The sequence below is a fragment of the Lacihabitans lacunae genome (assembly GCF_042649125.1).
GTDB classification, from domain to species: Bacteria; Bacteroidota; Bacteroidia; order Cytophagales; family Spirosomataceae; genus Leadbetterella; species Leadbetterella lacunae.
In genome coordinates, this window is record NZ_JBHRYQ010000001.1 from 1,771,308 (window position 1) to 1,790,474 (window position 19,167).

11 protein-coding genes are annotated in these 19,167 nt (G+C 39.4%); 8 read left to right on the plus strand and 3 right to left on the minus strand.

All coding sequences use genetic code 11. The features are described 5' to 3' along the window. The first annotated feature begins 108 nt into the window (after positions 1-108). From infB to ACFOOI_RS07770, 6 genes are all read left to right on the plus strand, one after another. The gene (infB, locus tag ACFOOI_RS07745; protein WP_379836782.1) at positions 109-3,138 is read left to right on the plus strand and encodes a translation initiation factor IF-2; all 3,030 of its coding nucleotides are present in this window, start codon (positions 109-111) and stop codon (positions 3,136-3,138) included. Between the two features lie 144 nt (positions 3,139-3,282). Further along, complete coding sequence (locus ACFOOI_RS07750; RefSeq protein ID WP_379840185.1) at positions 3,283-3,918, plus strand: O-methyltransferase; 636 nt, start codon at positions 3,283-3,285, stop codon at positions 3,916-3,918. Further along, positions 3,915-6,131 carry a LysM peptidoglycan-binding domain-containing protein gene (locus ACFOOI_RS07755; RefSeq protein WP_379836784.1) on the plus strand — a complete coding sequence of 739 codons (2,217 nt, stop codon included), beginning with the start codon at positions 3,915-3,917 and terminating at the stop codon, positions 6,129-6,131. The genes ACFOOI_RS07750 and ACFOOI_RS07755 overlap by 4 nt, the downstream gene beginning before the upstream one ends. Before the next feature lie 6 nt (positions 6,132-6,137). After that, entirely contained in the window at positions 6,138-6,707 is a 570-nt protein-coding gene (locus ACFOOI_RS07760; RefSeq protein WP_379836786.1) for a DUF3109 family protein, read from the plus strand. After that, positions 6,694-7,005: an MGMT family protein gene (locus tag ACFOOI_RS07765; RefSeq protein WP_379836788.1), complete on the plus strand. Its 312-nt coding sequence runs from the start codon at positions 6,694-6,696 to the stop codon at positions 7,003-7,005. The genes ACFOOI_RS07760 and ACFOOI_RS07765 overlap by 14 nt, the downstream gene beginning before the upstream one ends. Positions 7,006-7,191: 186 nt before the next feature. Further along, on the plus strand, positions 7,192-7,662 hold the full coding sequence (locus tag ACFOOI_RS07770; RefSeq protein WP_379836790.1) for an Lrp/AsnC family transcriptional regulator: 471 nt from the start codon (positions 7,192-7,194) through the stop codon (positions 7,660-7,662). A 36-nt stretch (positions 7,663-7,698) separates the two neighbouring features. Here the strand turns inward: ACFOOI_RS07770 and ACFOOI_RS07775 are convergent, their stop codons facing one another. Continuing rightward, positions 7,699-8,925: a tetratricopeptide repeat protein gene (locus ACFOOI_RS07775; protein ID WP_379836792.1), complete on the minus strand. Its 1,227-nt coding sequence runs from the start codon at positions 8,923-8,925 to the stop codon at positions 7,699-7,701. A 113-nt stretch (positions 8,926-9,038) separates the two neighbouring features. Here ACFOOI_RS07775 and hpt point away from each other — a divergent pair, with 113 nt between their 5' ends. After that, positions 9,039-9,566 (plus strand): hypoxanthine phosphoribosyltransferase, encoded by a 528-nt coding sequence (gene hpt / locus ACFOOI_RS07780; RefSeq protein WP_379836794.1) that lies wholly within the window; start codon positions 9,039-9,041, stop codon positions 9,564-9,566. Between the two features lies 1 nt (position 9,567). Here the strand turns inward: hpt and ACFOOI_RS07785 are convergent, their stop codons facing one another. Continuing rightward, positions 9,568-10,545 (minus strand): ABC transporter ATP-binding protein, encoded by a 978-nt coding sequence (locus tag ACFOOI_RS07785; RefSeq protein ID WP_379836796.1) that lies wholly within the window; start codon positions 10,543-10,545, stop codon positions 9,568-9,570. Positions 10,546-10,607: 62 nt separating this feature from the next. Here ACFOOI_RS07785 and ACFOOI_RS07790 point away from each other — a divergent pair, with 62 nt between their 5' ends. Further along, on the plus strand, positions 10,608-11,315 hold the full coding sequence (locus ACFOOI_RS07790; protein WP_379836798.1) for an NUDIX hydrolase: 708 nt from the start codon (positions 10,608-10,610) through the stop codon (positions 11,313-11,315). Positions 11,316-11,349: 34 nt separating this feature from the next. On the opposite strand, the gene ACFOOI_RS07795 is transcribed toward ACFOOI_RS07790, so the two are convergent. Continuing rightward, positions 11,350-19,101, minus strand: a complete 7,752-nt coding sequence (locus ACFOOI_RS07795; protein WP_379836800.1) for an Ig-like domain-containing protein — start codon at positions 19,099-19,101, stop codon at positions 11,350-11,352. Between the last annotated feature and the right edge of the window lie 66 nt (positions 19,102-19,167).

Genomic DNA, 19,167 nt, shown 5'->3' on the forward strand with positions numbered 1-19,167 from the left:
TTCAAGATTTCTATAAAAATCTAAACACATACTAACCTTAAAAAAATAAACAAGAGAAAAATCAGGCAAAATTCGTAATTTTGTTTTTTATAATATTTAGAATAATTTATGGCAGAAGAAAAAATGATGCGACTAAGCCAAGCGGCACGGAAACTTAATGTAAGTATCGTTACTATCACTGAGATTCTGAGCTCTCATGGACATCGCGTTGACAATAATCCTAACGCCAAACTTGCTTTTGACCAGCTGGAAGTGTTAGCGAAAGAACTTAACACCCCCGATCTTTTGGGTGAATCTAAGGCTGCACCCTCAAGCCAAGCTGCTACTCAATCTGAGGAAGCTCCAGAAGGAATACTATATTTCAGAGACGAGCCAGAAAAAACTGAGAAGCCTAAGCAAGTTGAACCCGAAAGAATTAATTTTCAACACAACTTAAACGGCCCAACCGTTTTAGGAAAAATTGAATTAGATGCAAAAGGGAACCCTAAGCCGGCTCCAAAACCTATAGCCAAACCAGAACCTGTAGTTGAGGAAACTCCAGAAATTCCAGTCGAGAAAACTCCAGAACCAGTTGTAGAGGCAATTAAAGAAGAATCAAAAGTGGTTGCTCCAGCCCCTACTCCAACACCTGAGCCAGTCGTAGAAAAACCAGCCGATGTACCTGTAAAAGCTCCTGAACCAGTTGTAGAAACTCCAGCTCCGGTTGTAGAGAAAGCTCCTGAACCAGTAGAAGCACCCAAAGAGGTTAAGTTTGAAGCTGTAAAGCCAATCGAACACAATAAACCTAAGGTGCAAGAAGCTCCAAAACAAGAGGCTCCCAAAGTAGAAAAGAAAGAGGAAGTTAAAAAAGATACCGAAATAGAAAAAGAAGAAGTAGCTCCACCGAAGCTTATTAAAGCCCAAGGAGACAAATTACAAGGACTTAAAGTTCTTGGTAAAATAGAGCTTCCAGCTGAAAGAAAACAGCTTACTAAAGAAGAACTCAAACAAAAGCGTAAGCGTAAGAGAGTTATTGTTGGTGGCGAAAAAGTTGGAGACACTTCGAGGTCAGGTTTTGACAACCAAAGAGACAAGCGTTTCAATCCTAATGCTCCAAAACCAGCAGCAGGTGCAAGTGCAGGTACAGCGGCTCCAGCCACAAGCACACCTAATGCAACAAGACCGGCGGATACTAGAAACGCTAACAAAAAAGGAAGAGGTAAAGATAGAAGAGAAACAGTTTCTGCTGAAGATGTAAAAGATAACATCAAAAGCACAATGTCTCGTTTACAAAACAAAACTTCTGATTTTGGTGGAAAATATAGAAAAGAAAAGAGAAGAAGTAGAGCTGAGCAACAAGATGCTTTAGATCAACAAGAAATAGAAGAAAGCAGCACAATCAAGGTAACTGAATTTATTTCAGCTGCTGAATTGGCGTCTCTTATGGACGTATCGGTTAACGAGGTAATCGCTAGCTGTATGAAAATGGGAATCTTTGCTTCAATAAACCAAAGATTAGATGCTGAAACCATCCAATTAATTGGTATGGAGTTCAACTTTGATATTGAATTTATCTCTGCTGAAGAAGAGATTTCGAGCGAATCACTTGAAATTGAAGATGCTGAGGAAGATTTAGTACACAGAGCACCAATCGTGACCATAATGGGACACGTTGACCACGGTAAAACATCCTTACTAGATTATATCAGAAGATCAAAGGTAGTATCTGGAGAAGCCGGAGGAATAACGCAGCACATTGGAGCTTATACAGCTAAAATCAGAGAAGGAGCAAACAAAGGTAAAACGCTTACATTCTTAGATACCCCAGGTCACGAAGCATTTACAGCCATGAGAGCCAGAGGAGCTAAAGTAACCGACGTTGTTATTATTGTAATATCAGCTGACGACAGTGTGATGCCTCAAACAAGAGAAGCAATAAACCACGCACAAAACGCGGGAGTTCCGATAGTATTTGCTTTAAACAAAATAGACAAACCAAACGCCAATCCTGCCAAAATCAGAGAAGATTTATCGAAAGAGAATATCTTAGTTGAAAGCTGGGGCGGTAAATTCCAAGAGCAAGAGGTTTCGGCCAAAAGCGGACTTGGTATAGATGAACTTTTAGAAAAAGTGCTTTTAGAAGCTGAGCTTCTTGAACTAAAAGCTAACCCTAACAGAAATGCAATGGGTACGGTTATAGAAGCCTCACTAGATAAAGGAAGAGGATATGTTTCTACCATTTTGGTACAAACAGGAACTCTTAAGATTGGAGATATTGTATTAGCTGGTCAATATTATGGTAGAGTAAGGGCCATGGTCAATGACCTTGGTGAGAGAATCGAAGCTGCTGGACCATCAGAGCCAGTTCAAATCCTAGGTTTGCCAGGTGCACCACAAGCAGGAGATAAGTTTAACGTAATGGAGACTGACCGTGAAGCAAGAGAAATTGCAAACAAACGTGAGCAGTTAAATCGTGAGCAAAGTATCAGAGCTAAGAAACACATTACGCTTGATGAAATTGGTAGAAGAAAAGCAATTGGATCATTTAAAGAACTTAACATCATTGTTAAAGGTGACGTGGATGGATCAGTTGAAGCCCTATCAGATTCATTATTGAAACTATCAACTGAAGAAGTTCAAGTAAGAATTATTCACAAAGCGGTTGGACAAATCTCTGAGTCTGATGTTACGTTAGCTTCTGCTGCAGATGCGATCGTAATTGGATTCCAAGTTAGACCATCTAATAATGCAAGAAAAATTGCTGAGAACGAAGAAATCGAAATCAGACTTTACTCAATCATCTATGATGCTATCAATGAGATAAAAGCTGCGATGGAAGGTTTACTTGCTCCGAAAGAAGAAGAAGTAATAACAGGTAATATTCAAGTTAGAGAAGTATTCAAGATTTCTAAACTTGGTACTGTAGCCGGATGTTATGTTACTGATGGTTACATAAAACGTAATAATAAAGTTAGAATTATCAGAGAAGGTATTGTAGTTCATGAAGGTGAAATAGCTCAATTGAAACGATTCAAAGACGATGTATCCGAGGTTAAAAACGGTTACGAGTGTGGTCTAAGTATCAAAAACTTCAATGATATTGTAATGGATGACGTTATTGAAAGTTACGAAATAAGAGAACTTAAGAGGACTTTATAATCCTTTTGAAAATAGTACCCTTCGAGGGTATTATTTTTATATATAAATTTCAATATTTTCTGAAAATATTATTTAAATAATAAATTTGGAATTTACAAAATATTATTTTTATTTTTGCATATATTAACTTAATAAAAGTATATTATCGAAGGAGTAGATTCATATTGTGCAGACCACAGCGACGGCGAACCAAAGGCACTAAAAGAGGTTAGTAGAGACACTTTTGCTAATGTTTTAAAACCCCGTATGCTCTCAGGGCATTTTCAAGGGAGGCTATTATCGTTAATATCTAGTTTGGTAAACCCTACGAACATCCTTGAGATAGGGACCTACACTGGATATTCGGCTATTTGTATGGCAGAAGGTTTAGCTGAGAATGGAAAACTTGTAACCATAGAAGCAAACGAAGAATATGAAGATCGAATTCTTAATAATTTCAGAACCGCTGGAGTTTCCGAAAAAATAGAACTGATAATTGGAAATGCTTTGGAAGAAATTCCGAAATTAGACCAAAAATTTGATTTAGTATTTATAGATGCTGATAAGCTTAACTATATTGCATACTATGACATGATATTCGAAAAAGTTAACATTGGCGGTGTAATATTATCTGACAATGTACTTTGGGATGGAAAAGTTTTAGATAACACAAAAAAAGATAAAACAACGGAGCTTTTAAGGGAATTTAACATTCACCTTAAAAATGACGCAAGAACACAAAAAGTGCTTTTACCCATAAGAGACGGACTGTTCGTTTCAAGAAAAATTAAAGAAATATGAGAAAATTGCTTAGCTTACTAGTAGCTATTTTAACCACAATTAGCCTACAGGCACAGGTACAATTAAGTATACCTGAAGCACCACAGAAAGTAGAATTCGCAAATGTACTTGTGGAATTAAGTCCAAGCGTACAAACAAAAGTAAACGAGGAAATTACCAAGTTACTTACGCCTCAAAACAAATTTTTGGAGCAAAAATTAGAGCGAATGCAATGGTACTTTCCAATAATCGAAAAAGTATTGGAAGAAGAGGATGTGCCCGAAGATTTTAAATATATAGCGGTTTTAGAGAGCTCACTCCTACCCGAAGCCATCTCAAGCTCAAATGCAGTCGGTTTTTGGCAGTTTAAAGAAGCTACAGCCAAAGAAATAGGATTACGCGTAGATAACAATGTGGATGAACGTAAAAATATTTATGAATCAACCCGTGCTGCCGCTATTTATATGAAAAGAAATAATATCCTGTATAAAAACTGGATATCATGTATGATGGCGTATAAAGAAGGTCCTACAGGAGCTCAAGCTCATGTGCCGGTGGAATGGTCTTTTGCGAGTGAAATAAAATTTGATGACAATACTCACCCTTATTTAATATCGGCGATTGCTAATAGGATTGCCTATGAGCATAGACTAAATAGACTAAAGGATTCTTCAAAGAAATTTGTAGAGTATCCAACAAGATCAAAATCTTTCGCTGAAATAGCGGTTGAATTGACGGTTGACATTAACGATTTAAGAAAATTCAACCCTTGGTTATACGCTCCAAACCTTCCTGAAGACAAAGAATCAAAGGTATTGATCCTGTCACGAGTAGAAGAAACTGAGGAGATATTAAGCAAAATTCAGAAAAGACTCGATGTAAATACTCTAGATTTGGGATACCCGCAACTGAAGCGAATCACAATGGTGTCTACTTCGCCAGATGCTCCTATATTTTATGAAATAAACGGAAAGAAAGGTATACTAGCTCAGCCTGGTGACGAAGTAGCTCAGATGGCTTCAAAATCGAAAGTGAAAATATCGAAGTTCTTGAAATATAACGACATGGGTGATCGTGACATTTCGAAAGAAGGCCAAGTATATTATCTTCAAAGCAAAAGCAAAAAAGCTAATGTACCTTTTCATACCGTAATGAGCGACCAAACCATGTGGGATGTATCTCAAATGTATGGAATTCAGCTTAAAAGACTCTACAAATACAATCGAATGAAATCTTCAGATAGACTTCAGACTGGGCGTGTATTGTGGATGCAAAAAACTAGACCTAAAAACAAAGCTATAGAGATTATTCAAGACGCTAATCCTGACAGAGGCAAGTTACCTATCAAAGAAGAGTATATTCCTACTAAAGAATCTGAAATAGCAAAAAACAAGGAAATGCCTGCTAAAGATAGATTTGAAGATTTAGAAAAAAATACGACTAGACCAAGTTCTACTAAACCTGTAGAGAAAAAAGCAGAGACAACTGTACTTAAGAAACCTACAGAAGTAGTAAGTTCAACTCCAAAACCTACTACAACTCCACCAAATAAAAACATACCATCAGAAGGAATGGATTTAAATGACCCTATATTTAATTCCAATGGTAAAACAACCCCTAAAAAGGAGGTTATAGTAGAAAAACCAAAAAATACAGCGTATGCCAAAACACATACGGTAAAGCAAGGAGAAACTTTATTTTCTATTGCTAACAAATATGACTTGAGTGTAGATCAGTTGAGAAGACTAAACGCAATGACTGCAAACGACGTTTTGCAATATAATCAGGTATTGGTTGTTAGTACTGATTTAGTTAACCCACCAAAAGTAGAACCAAAAGCAGAACCAGCTAAAGTGGTAACGGCTAAACCAGAGCGATCTGTAGAAATAGAAAAGAAGGTTATTTCAGGAAAAACTCATACTGTGAGCCTAGGAGAAACCATGTATTCAATCTCTAAAACATACGGTATCAAAGTTAAAGATATCCAGGAATGGAACGGAATCGCTGATTATTCTATTTCGGTTGGTCAGGAGCTAATTGTCTCTAATGCAACTACCGCAGCAAAACCATCTACCCAAAGTGGTTCTGCCATTAAATACCACAAAGTAGCCATAGGAGAAACACTTTATAGCATTTCAAAAAAATATGGTGTTACGGTTACCAATATAAAAAACTGGAACAATTTATCTGATAACAGCATAAAAGTAGGGGAAAACCTTATAGTTAATAAATAGTAGTTCATGATTCTAATAGATGATACCTGTGTAAGTGAGGATGTGGCAGACAAGTTTTTTGTTTGTAATTTAGATAAATGTAAAGGAGCATGCTGTGTAGAAGGTGACCTAGGTGCCCCTTTAGAAGATGCCGAACTACAAATTTTAGAAGACATCTATGAAAAAGTAAAACCTTACCTATCACCTGAGGGAATTGCGGCTATAGAAGCACAAGGCAAATACATAAAAGACTGGGAAGGAGACTATTCTACCACCACCATTGATGAAAAAGAGTGTGCCTACGCTATTTATGACGAAAAGGGAATACTTAAGTGCGGCATAGAGCAAGCCTACAATGACAAAGTAATTGATTTTAAAAAGCCGATTTCTTGTCACCTCTATCCTATCAGAATTACTAAATACGATAACTTTCATGCCATAAATTATGAGCGATGGTCCATCTGCTCAGATGCGTGTGATTTGGGAGAAAAACTAGGCGTGCCAGTTTATCAGTTTTTAAAAGACCCATTAGTAAGAGCATACGGTGAAGCTTGGTATAAGCAATTAGAATCAGAAATAAAAGATGCAAAGCTTTGAAGAAATATATGAAGTAGTAAAGCTTATTCCACGGGGTAGAGTTACGTCATATGGAGCCATAGCGAAATACCTTAGTACCGGAGCTCGGTTAGTTGGTTGGGCTATGAATGGCTCGCATGGACTCGGAATACCCGCTCATAGAGTAGTAAATTTCAAAGGTGTACTTACAGGCAAAAATCATTTCGAAGACCCTACTCAAATGCAAACACTCCTAGAAGCGGAGGGTATTGAAATAGAAAATGATCAAATAAAAAACTTCAAAAAATACAATTGGGATCCCAATATCGAACTTTTATAACTTTCGCTTTTTGTTTATTTTAACAAAATAAAATATAATTATTTTTATAGTAAAAGTGATTTTTCAAATTCAAAATAAAAAATTCAAGCATTTATTTGGAATCAATTTTAAAACTTTTATAAAATTATAATTTAAAATATTACCTTTGAGCCAAATAATATTTCGAAATCAACAAATATACAAAAAATGGCAATTGGCAAACTAGACGTAATAGACCATAAACTTTTAGAGATTCTTCAGAGTAACGGAAAAATAACAAATGCTCAACTTTCTAAAGAAATTGGTTTATCTCCCGCACCTACTTTGGAGCGAGTAAAAAAATTAGAAAATACAGGAATAATAGAGAGCTACCATGCTCAAATAGACCGTGAAAAAGTAGGTTTAGGCGTAATGACTTTCGTACAAGTTACATTGTCAGGTCACAGAAAATCTATAACAGAGGCTTTTGTAAAAACAATAGAAAATGTTTCTGAAATAATTGAATGTCACCACGTTACAGGCTCATGTGATTTCTTGTTGAAAGTTATAGCAAAAGACATAGCCTCATATCAAGAGTTGATTATGTCAACTATAAATGAAATAGAAGTTGTGGCTAACACTCAAACTATGGTAATCCTTTCTACTTTCAAAAACTCAAAGGTTTTACCTATACCTTGAAAATCATAATTTTTTTTATAATGAAAAAGGAAAGTCTCAACGCTTTCCTTTTTTCTTTTTCATGAGTTTGGTAATATCTTGCAATCGCTTTTTAGCGGTTTCGTATGAACTTGACTTTTTCTCCGCATTTTTAAGCACAATGCCATAATACTCCACTGCCGTTTTATAATCTTCTTCGGTTTCAGCAATTTTCCCAAGTGCCATATTCGACGCTAAAAAATACCCCGAATCTTGGGAATCATTATTTACCGCGTAATTGATACAAGCCACATAGTGAAACTTCGCCATTGCCAAATCATGCTTGTAGTTTTCGTTTACATAGGCCAAAATATAAGATGCATATCTGCCGTCATTATCGCCATAACCATATTTATGATCTTTCAGATTCTGCAAAAGCTCTTCTGCATAAACTTCGGCTTCGGCCAACCTGCCCAATGCAAATGAGTTTCGGGCCACATATCTATGAAAAAAAGAATTATTGGGATACAAAGCATGCATTTGCCTCGATAGCAATAACGACTTTGCCGTTTGATTTTCCATTGCATAAATTTGAACCAAAAAGTACCTCGCTTCCATTCTAGAGTAAAAAGCATTATTGGCTACATTTTCTAATTGCTTAATCCCTAAATTTTTATCTCCTTTTTTGAAAAAAGAAAGCAATGGTTTCAAAGATTTATAATTTTCATGTATCCATTTTGAATAATAATTATAAACACCGTCGCCAAAAAGCAACTCGGGATTTATGTTTTCTTCTCCTCTGCTATAATCTAAGTATTTCAAGGCCTGTTTGCCAGCCCATGCGGCTTTTACCCATTTTTCACGTTCAGCATATAGTCTACCTTTGATGGCATATGATGCACAGATAAAAAATGCCGCCTCTTTGTTTTTTTTGTTTTTATCAAAAAGATTTTCTGCTTTGTCAATCGCCTGATCCATGTACATATGGCATAGGTCGTCGTAGTTTGATTTTTTTGTATCTGGAATAATTTTCCACCACTCATTTAAACCCAACAAAAAATCGCCCAATGGATGATCTGGATATTTAACTTTTAGCCATTTGAATTCACGCTCGGCGGCATCGAAATTAAAATTATACATGTTATTTACGGCGGCGGTTGTTTCTATCTGAATACCTCGATCCATTAAAAGCAACTCGGGAGTTTCAGTTTCTTTTTTATTTCCAAACAAAGAAAAAAACTGTGCGTCTGCCGAAAAAAACGTGGCAAAAAATATTATGATTAATAGATTGAATGTCAACCTCATTTATGTACGTGATATTGATTTAAAACGTAAAATTAGATAATAAAACACCTATTGAACCTTAAAAATTGTGGAATTAACAAATTATTATTTTATTTTTCGGAAAAATATAAAATATGGTTCGAATACAGGATTTGACATTTGAAGAATACATTTCAGAAGAAAGAATATTTGCAAGAACTAGTCAGTTAGCAAAAAAAATCAATGTTGACTTCGAAGGTAAAAATCCAATATTCCTTGGAATCTTAAACGGTTCTTTCATGTTTTTGTCGGAATTATTTAAACAAATAACTATTGAATGCGAGGTGAGCTTCCTTAAAGTGAGTTCGTATGAAAACCAAACTTCTACTGGAAAAGTAAGGGAACTTATAGGATTAAACAAATCCATAGACAATCGTCCGGTTATCATAGTAGAAGATATAGTAGACACGGGTCATACCTTAGCATTTATCAAAGACAAAATCAGTTCATTTTCTCCTTCTAAAGTAAGCGTAATGACCTTACTTCACAAAGTAGCGGCCACCAAAATTCCCCATGAATTAGACTATGTAGGTTTCGAAATTGATAATATTTTTGTTGTAGGATTTGGGCTTGATTACAATGAACTAGGTAGAAACCATAGGTGTATTTTAGCTAAAAGTTAATTTATTTTAAAATCAAATAACCTTCAAAATCCAAACTAATGGCAGTTTCACTTTCTATTTTAATTTCTGATTTAAAATAATAAGCAGAATCAGGGTCATTTTCAATAGAAAACCAGATTTCAAAATGACTTCCTTTAAATATAGAATGCTTTACTCTTGCAGCTATTTTGCCTGTATTTTTAAAAAAAATATGTTCTGGTCGTAAAAGGATTTTGGAAGCTTCATTTATGTGAAGCTTTTCTAAAAGAGAGACATTATTTATAATGAAACCGTCACTAGTTAATAAGCCAACGTATTCTGACTTAGGCGAAAAGTAAATTTCTTCTGAACTTCCTTTTTGAACGATTTTTCCATTTTTCAAAATCACCAAACTATTTACTAAGCCAAGGGCATCTGTAATTTCGTGAGTCACAAAAACACAGGCTATATTTTGTTTCGAAATTATGTCTTTTAGTTCAAATAAAATCTTCTTTTTTATAATAGAATCAAGGTTGCTAAAAGGCTCATCAAGTAAAAGTACTTTGGGTTCATCCGAAATTGCTTTTGCTATTAAGACACGTTGAATTTCTCCTCCCGATAACTCTCTTGGATATTTTGAAAGCAGGTGTTTAATCTTTACTAAGTCTGCCAAGCTTTTAAGTTTTTCTTCTTGATAGCTTTTTTGATAATATCGCAGTTCATACTTAATATTTTCTGCAATAGAAATATTTGGAAAAAGTGTATTATTCTGAGTTACCGTTTTTATTTCTTTATGCCCGGGAACCAACTTTTCAGAAGCTTTTAAAATTTCTTCATTTTCAAACAAAATCTGCCCTGAATCTTGACTAAGAAGGCCTGAGAGTATCTTCAGCAAGGTAGATTTACCTGAGCCACTTTCACCAATTAAACCAAGAATTTCACCATTTTTTACCCTAAGATTGATATTTTTTAGTGCGAAATTTTTAGAATAAGAAAAATTTATTTTTTTTGCTTCTATCATACTGAAGCAAAATTAGAATGAAATATTCATTTTTTATTTATTAATTTGCAAAAAACCACTATATGTTAAATTTATATCAGCAGCAAACAAAGATTTTAGTAGCACTCGATTCCATAATTTTTGGATTTGATGGTTCTGAATTGAAGCTATTATTGGTAAAACGAGGATTGGAAGAAGACGCCAATACTTGGTCGCTAATGGGTGGCTGGCTACAGCCAGATGAGAGCTTAAGCGAGGCTGCAAATAGGATACTATTTGAACACACCGGTCTCAAAGGAGTATATCTTGAACAGTTGGCCACTTTTGGAAATCCAAATAGAGACCCTGTTAGTAGAACTGTTTCGGTTACTTTTAAAGCTTTGGTCAATATTGCAGATTACGACGAAAAGATTTCGAAGACACTAACCACGAAATGGTTTTCTTTAAATCAGCTACCTCCTCTTTTATTTGACCATGCCGAAATGGTACATGTAGCGATTGAAAGATTAAGAACTAACGCTTCGATGCATCCTATTGGTTTTGAGTTATTGCCTGAAAAATTTACCCTGCCTCAGCTTCAAACACTTTATGAGGCGATTTTCGACACCAAGTTCGATAAAAGAAATTTTAGTAGAAAAATATTAGGTACAGGATATTTTATAAAATCAGTAGAAAAGCAAAAAGGTTTCTCAAAAAAGGGTGCTTTTTATTATACACTAAACAAAGAAAAACTCACCGAGCCAACTTCATTTAACTTTCAATTCATTCCTAATTTTGAAAAGATATTGTAAGCTTTTGACTTACAATATCTTTTTTTATTTGCTCTTATTTTGACTTCTTGATATTAATCGGAATCCAAACATCACTCTTACATACACACTGAATATTTACAAATTCTACTGTATAGTCTTTAAAGCAGCCGTTGTTATTCCAAATTCTAACGGTATACTCTTGCGTAGTAATTGGGTTAGCTACATCTCTCAGTAATACACCGTCTGCTGGTATTGCTGCAATTGTGCTTGCTGAACTTTCATTAAACACCGCCCCTTTCGAAACCTGGAACTTGGTATTTGCAGGGTAGTTAGTAACCCTGATTTTACCATTATGCAATGAAGAGTCACCCACACAACCTGAGTTTATAGCTTCTAACGTAGCAATCGGTTTTGGATCTACAATCACTCGAAGTAGTGAGGTCACATTACAGCCTAAAGCGTTAGTTACTGACAATCTGTAGATTCCTCCATTTGAAATACTAACCGTGTCGATGACTAAGTCTTTCACAAGGGAAGTATAACCATTTGGTCCAACCCATGCGTATGATACGCCACCGAAAGGTTGAACGTCTAGTTTTCCACCTTCACATATAGTAACTGTATCTGGAATGGTTACCGGTAGCACACAAACTATAGCTTCGTCATCTTCTTTCACAGTTCCCGTAAAGTTAAACACTTTACTATCAGTATCTAACTGATCCAGTGCTGTGATTTCAGCTTCATTTTTATAAATCGTTGTGTCACTAGGTGCATTAACCGTTGCCTCAAATGTCAATACTAACGAATCGTTTACAGCTAACATTGGAATATTCCAAACGATTTTGTTATTCACTAATACTCCACCATTAGAAATATTCGTGAAGTTAGAATATCCATTTTGGAGGTAATCTGTAACTGCCACGTTAGTAGCGGTATCAGCACCTGCGTTAGAAACCGTAACGGTAAACTTGATTTTTTGACCAATAGCTGGATTTACAATATTCACCACTTTGGTTAAACTCAAGTCAGCTACTTGTAAATAAACTCTTGCATCATCGCCATCATCTTCATCAGCTAGATCCTTAGTGTCGTCATTATCTTGACTACCAATTCCACCCGAATTATTAGTATCAGCACCGTTGTTTGGTTTACTGTCTGGATCAAACTGATCAGCATATGTTATTTCAGCCAAGTTGATATAATTGGTTCCGTTACTCGGAGCAAGCACTTTAGCTTTATATGTCAACACTATGCTATCACCAACTGGAATATTTAAACCAGACCAAGTTAATGTATCGTTAGTCAAAATTCCAGCGTTCGAAATATTTGTGATGTTAGAATATCCATTCGGAATATAATTTCCAACTTTCGCATTGGTGGCATTTGTAGGACCGTCGTTTTTAACCACAACTGTAAATGTTACGGTGTCGCCAACAACTACGTTTGCTTTATCCACTCTTAACACCAAGTTAAGATCAGCTTCTTGATATCTAATTACGATTTTCGCAGTGTCTGACAATCCAGATGCATTTTCGATTAATACATAATCGATTGGTGTAGGCTGACCATAGAATGTTACTTCTGGGGTAAACTTAACGTTGCCTGTTATCGGGTTGTAAACGAATGTTCCTTGACCGGCTACTACTAGGGTATCTTGGATTCCTGGTAATGCTGGGTTTAGGTCTACCGTTATCTTCGTGATGTCTACAATCGGACTGCCATCGCTCAAGCTGTCGTTGCTGATGATTGGCAAGGTCACTGTGGTTCCTACCACGTTGTTTAGTGAGCTGTCGTTCACTGCTACTGGTGGCTCTTCTACATACGTGATCACAATCGTCGCCGTACTGTCTAGACCTGTTGCGTTTTCAATTAACGTGTAATTGATTGGGCTTGGGTCAGTCGTAAACCCTACTTCTGGCGTAAACTTAACGTTGCCTGTGATCGGGTTGTATACGAATGTTCCTTGGCCGGCTACTACTAGGGTATCTTGGATTCCTGGTAATGCTGGGTTTAGGTCTACCGTTATCTTCGTGATGTCTACAATTGGACTGCCATCGCTCAAGCTGTCGTTGCTGATGATTGGCAAGGTCACTGTGGTTCCTACCACGTTGTTTAGTGAGCTGTCGTTCACCGCTACTGGTGGCTCTTCTACATACGTGATCACAATCGTAGCCGTGCTGTCTAGACCTGTTGCATTTTCAATTAGCGTGTAATTGATTGGGCTTGGGTCAGTCGTAAACCCTACTTCTGGCGTAAACTTAACGTTGCCTGTGATCGGGTTGTAAACGAATGTTCCCTGGCCGGCTACTACTAAGGTATCTTGGATTCCTGGTAATGCTGGGTTTAGGTCTACCGTTATCTTCGTGATGTCTACAATTGGACTGCCATCGCTCAAGCTGTCGTTGCTGATGATTGGCAAGGTCACTGTGGTTCCTACCACGTTGTTTAGTGAGCTGTCGTTCACTGCAATCGGTGGCTCTTCTACATACGTGATCACAATCGTCGCCGTACTGTCTAGACCTGTTGCGTTTTCAATTAGCGTGTAATTGATTGGGCTTGGGTCGGTCGTAAACCCTACTTCTGGGGTAAACTTAACGTTGCCTGTGATCGGGTTGTAAACGAATGTTCCTTGGCCGGCTACTACTAGGGTATCTTGGATTCCTGGTAATGCTGGGTTTAGGTCTACCGTTATCTTCGTGATGTCTACAATTGGACTGCCATCGCTCAAGCTGTCGTTGCTGATGATTGGCAAGGTCACTGTGGTTCCTACCACGTTGTTTAGTGAGCTGTCGTTCACCGCTATTGGTGGCTCTTCTACATACGTGATCACAATCGTCGCCGTGCTGTCTAGACCTGTTGCGTTTTCAATTAGCGTGTAATTGATTGGGCTTGGGTCAGTCGTAAACCCTACTTCTGGGGTAAACTTAACGTTGCCTGTGATCGGGTTGTAAACGAATGTTCCTTGGCCGGCTACTACTAGGGTATCTTGGATTCCTGGTAATGCTGGGTTTAGGTCTACCGTTATCTTCGTGATGTCTACAATTGGACTGCCATCGCTCAAGCTGTCGTTGCTGATGATTGGCAAGGTCACTGTGGTTCCTACCACGTTGTTTAGTGAGCTGTCGTTCACCGCAATCGGTGGCTCTTCTACATACGTGATTACGATTGTCGCCGTACTGTCTAGACCTGTTGCATTTTCAATTAGCGTGTAATTGATTGGGCTTGGGTCGGTCGTAAACCCTACTTCTGGGGTAAACTTAACGTTGCCTGTGATCGGGTTGTAAACGAATGTTCCTTGGCCGGCTACTACTAAGGTATCTTGGATTCCTGGTAATGCTGGGTTTAGGTCTACCGTTATCTTCGTGATGTCTACAATTGGGCTGCCATCGCTCAAGCTGTCGTTGCTGATGATTGGCAAGGTCACTGTGGTTCCTACCACATTGTTTAGTGAGCTGTCGTTCACCGCTACTGGCGGTTCTTCTACATACGTGATCACAATCGTCGCCGTGCTGTCTAGACCTGTTGCGTTTTCAATTAGCGTGTAATTGATTGGGCTTGGGTCAGTCGTAAACCCTACTTCTGGGGTAAACTTAACGTTGCCTGTGATCGGGTTGTAAACGAATGTTCCTTGGCCGGCTACTACTAGGGTATCTTGGATTCCTGGTAATGCTGGGTTTAGGTCTACCGTTATCTTCGTGATGTCTACAATTGGACTGCCATCGCTCAAGCTGTCGTTGCTGATGATTGGCAAGGTCACTGTGGTTCCTACCACGTTGTTTAGTGAGCTGTCGTTCACCGCTATTGGTGGCTCTTCTACATACGTGATCACAATCGTCGCCGTGCTGTCTAGACCTGTTGCGTTTTCAATTAGCGTGTAATTGATTGGGCTTGGGTCAGTCGTAAACCCTACTTCTGGGGTAAACTTAACGTTGCCTGTTATCGGGTTGTATACGAATGCTCCTTGGCCGGCTACTACTAGGGTATCTTGGATTCCTGGTAATGCTGGGTTTAGGTCTACCGTTATCTTCGTGATGTCTACAATCGGGCTGCCATCGCTCAAGCTGTCGTTGCTGATGATTGGCAAGGTCACTGTAGTTCCTACCACGTTGTTTAGTGAGCTGTCGTTCACCGCTACTGGTGGCTCTTCTACATACGTGATCACAATCGTAGCCGTGCTGTCTAGACCTGTTGCATTTTCAATTAGGGTGTAATTGATTGGGCTTGGGTCAGTCGTAAACCCTACTTCTGGCGTAAACTTAACGTTGCCTGTGATCGGGTTGTAAACGAATGTTCCTTGGCCGGCTACTACTAAGGTATCTTGGATTCCTGGTAATGCTGGGTTTAGGTCTACCGTTATCTTCGTGATGTCTACAATCGGACTGCCATCGCTCAAGCTGTCGTTGCTGATGATTGGCAAGGTCACTGTGGTTCCTACCACGTTGTTTAGTGAGCTGTCGTTCACCGCTACTGGTGGCTCTTCTACATACGTGATCACAATCGTCGCCGTGCTGTCTAGACCTGTTGCATTTTCAATTAGGGTGTAATTGATTGGGCTTGGGTCGGTCGTAAACCCTACTTCTGGCGTAAACTTAACATTGCCTGTGATCGGGTTGTAAACGAATGTTCCTTGGCCGGCTACTACTAGGGTATCTTGGATTCCTGGTAATGCTGGGTTTAGGTCTACTGTTATCTTCGTGATGTCTACAATTGGGCTGCCATCGCTCAAGCTATCGTTGCTGATGATTGGCAAGATCACTGTGGTTCCTACCACGTTGTTTAGTGAACTGTCGTTCACTGCTACTGGAGGCTCTTCTACATACGTGATCACGATTGTCGCCGTACTGTCTAGACCTGTTGCGTTTTCAATTAAAGTGTAATTGATTGGGCTTGGGTCAGTCGTAAAGCCTACTTCTGGCGTAAACTTAACGTTGCCTGTGATCGGGTTGTATACGAATGTTCCTTGGCCGGCTACTACTAAGGTATCTTGGATTCCTAGTAATGCTGGGTTTAGGTCTACCGTTATCTTCGTGATGTCTACAATTGGGCTGCCATCGCTCAAGCTGTCGTTGCTGATGATTGGCAAGGTCACTGTGGTTCCCACCACGTTGTTTAGTGAGCTGTCGTTCACTGCTACTGGCGGTTCTTCTACATACGTGATCACAATCGTCGCCGTGCTGTCTAGACCCGTTGCGTTTTCAATTAAAGTGTAATTGATTGGACTTGGGTCGGTCGTAAACCCTACTTCTGGGGTAAACTTAACATTGCCTGTGATCGGGTTGTATACGAATGTTCCTTGACCGGCTACTACTAAGGTATCTTGGATTCCTGGTAATGCTGGGTTTAGGTCTACCGTTATCTTCGTGATGTCTACAATTGGGCTGCCATCGCTCAAGCTGTCGTTGCTGATGATTGGCAAGGTAACCGTTGTTCCTACCACGTTGTTTAGTGAGCTATCGTTCACCGCAATCGGTGGCTCTTCTACATAGGTGATTACGATTGTCGCCGTGCTGTCTAGACCTGTTGCATTTTCAATTAGCGTGTAATTGATTGGGCTTGGGTCAGTCGTAAAGCCTACTTCTGGCGTAAACTTAACGTTGCCTGTGATCGGGTTGTATACGAATGTTCCCTGGCCGGCTACTACTAAGGTATCTTGGATTCCTGGTAATGCTGGGTTTAGGTCTACCGTTATCTTCGTGATGTCTACAATTGGACTGCCATCACTCAAGCTGTCGTTGCTGATGATTGGCAAGGTCACTGTGGTTCCTACCACGTTGTTTAGTGAGCTGTCGTTCACTGCTACTGGTGGCTCTTCTACATACGTGATCACGATTGTCGCCGTACTGTCTAGACCTGTTGCGTTTTCAATTAGCGTGTAATTGATTGGGCTTGGATCGGTTGTAAACCCTACTTCTGGGGTAAACTTAACGTTGCCTGTTATCGGGTTGTATACGAATGTTCCTTGGCCGGCTACTACTAAGGTATCTTGGATTCCTGGTAATGCTGGGTTTAGGTCTACCGTTATCTTCGTGATGTCTACAATCGGACTGCCATCACTCAAGCTGTCGTTGCTGATGATTGGCAAGGTCACTGTTGTTCCTACCACGTTGTTTAGTGAGCTGTCGTTCACCGCAATCGGTGGCTCTTCTACATATGTGATTACGATTGTCGCCGTGCTATCTAGACCTGTTGCATTTTCAATTAACGTGTAATTGATTGGGCTTGGGTCGGTCGTAAACCCTACTTCTGGGGTAAACTTAACATTGCCTGTAACTGGGTTGTATACGAATGTTCCTTGACCGGCTACTACTAGGGTATCTTGGATTCCTGGTAATGCTGGGTTTAGGTCTACGGTTATCTTCGTGATGTCTACAATCGGACTGCCATCGCTCAAGCTGTCGTTGCTGATGATTGGCAAGGTCACTGTTGTTCCTACCACGTTGTTTAATGAGCTGTCGTTCACTGCTACTGGTGGTTCTTCTACATACGTGATCACAATCGTCGCCGTACTGTCTAGGCCTGTTGCATTTTCAATTAGCGTGTAATTGATCGGGCTTGGGTCAGTCGTAAACCCTACTTCTGGGGTAAACTTAACGTTGCCTGTGATCGGGTTGTAAACGAATGTTCCTTGACCCGCTACTACTAAGGTATCTTGGATTCCTGGTAATGCTGGGTTTAGGTCTACCGTTATCTTCGTGATGTCTACAATTGGACTGCCATCACTCAAGCTGTCGTTGCTGATGATTGGCAAGATCACTGTGGTTCCTACCACGTTGTTTAGTGAGCTGTCGTTCACTGCTACTGGAGGCTCTTCTACATACGTGATCACGATTGTCGCCGTACTGTCTAGACCTGTTGCGTTTTCAATTAAAGTGTAATTGATTGGGCTTGGGTCAGTCGTAAAGCCTACTTCTGGCGTAAACTTAACGTTGCCTGTGATCGGGTTGTATACGAATGTTCCCTGGCCGGCTACTACTAAGGTATCTTGGATTCCAGGTAATGCTGGGTTTAGGTCTACCGTTATCTTCGTGATGTCTACAATTGGACTGCCATCGCTCAAGCTGTCGTTGCTGATGATTGGCAAGGTCACTGTGGTTCCTACCACGTTGTTTAGTGAGCTGTCGTTCACTGCAATCGGTGGCTCTTCTACATACGTGATTACGATTGTCGCCGTGCTGTCTAGACCCGTTGCATTTTCAATTAGCGTGTAATTGATTGGGCTTGGGTCGGTCGTAAACCCTACTTCTGGCGTAAACTTAACGTTGCCTGTGATCGGGTTGTAAACGAATGTTCCTTGGCCGGCTACTACTAGGGTATCTTGGATTCCTGGTAATGCTGGGTTTAGGTCTACCGTTATCTTCGTGATGTCTACAATTGGACTGCCATCGCTCAAGCTGTCGTTGCTGATGATTGGCAAGGTCACTGTGGTTCCTACCACGTTGTTTAGTGAGCTGTCGTTCACCGCTATTGGTGGCTCTTCTACATACGTGATCACAATCGTAGCCGTGCTGTCTAGACCTGTTGCATTTTCAATTAGCGTGTAATTGATTGGGCTTGGGTCAGTCGTAAACCCTACTTCTGGGGTAAACTTAACGTTGCCTGTGATCGGGTTGTAAACGAATGTTCCTTGACCGGCTACTACTAAGGTATCTTGGATTCCTGGTAATGCTGGGTTTAGGTCTACCGTTATCTTCGTGATGTCTACAATCGGACTGCCATCGCTCAAGCTGTCGTTGCTGATGATTGGCAAGGTCACTGTGGTTCCTACCACGTTGTTTAGTGAGCTGTCGTTCACCGCTATTGGTGGCTCTTCTACATACGTGATCACAATCGTAGCCGTGCTGTCTAGACCTGTTGCATTTTCAATTAGCGTGTAATTGATTGGGCTTGGGTC

Coding starts and splice junctions, on each gene's coding strand:
- infB (WP_379836782.1), top strand. CDS start 109: ATGGCAGAAGAAAAAATGATGCGACTAAGCCAAGCGGCACGGAAACTT.
- ACFOOI_RS07755 (WP_379836784.1), top strand. CDS start 3,915: ATGAGAAAATTGCTTAGCTTACTAGTAGCTATTTTAACCACAATTAGC.
- ACFOOI_RS07760 (WP_379836786.1), top strand. CDS start 6,138: ATGATTCTAATAGATGATACCTGTGTAAGTGAGGATGTGGCAGACAAG.
- ACFOOI_RS07765 (WP_379836788.1), top strand. CDS start 6,694: ATGCAAAGCTTTGAAGAAATATATGAAGTAGTAAAGCTTATTCCACGG.
- ACFOOI_RS07770 (WP_379836790.1), top strand. CDS start 7,192: ATGGCAATTGGCAAACTAGACGTAATAGACCATAAACTTTTAGAGATT.
- ACFOOI_RS07775 (WP_379836792.1), bottom strand. CDS start 8,925: ATGAGGTTGACATTCAATCTATTAATCATAATATTTTTTGCCACGTTT.
- hpt (WP_379836794.1), top strand. CDS start 9,039: ATGGTTCGAATACAGGATTTGACATTTGAAGAATACATTTCAGAAGAA.
- ACFOOI_RS07785 (WP_379836796.1), bottom strand. CDS start 10,545: ATGATAGAAGCAAAAAAAATAAATTTTTCTTATTCTAAAAATTTCGCA.
- ACFOOI_RS07790 (WP_379836798.1), top strand. CDS start 10,608: ATGTTAAATTTATATCAGCAGCAAACAAAGATTTTAGTAGCACTCGAT.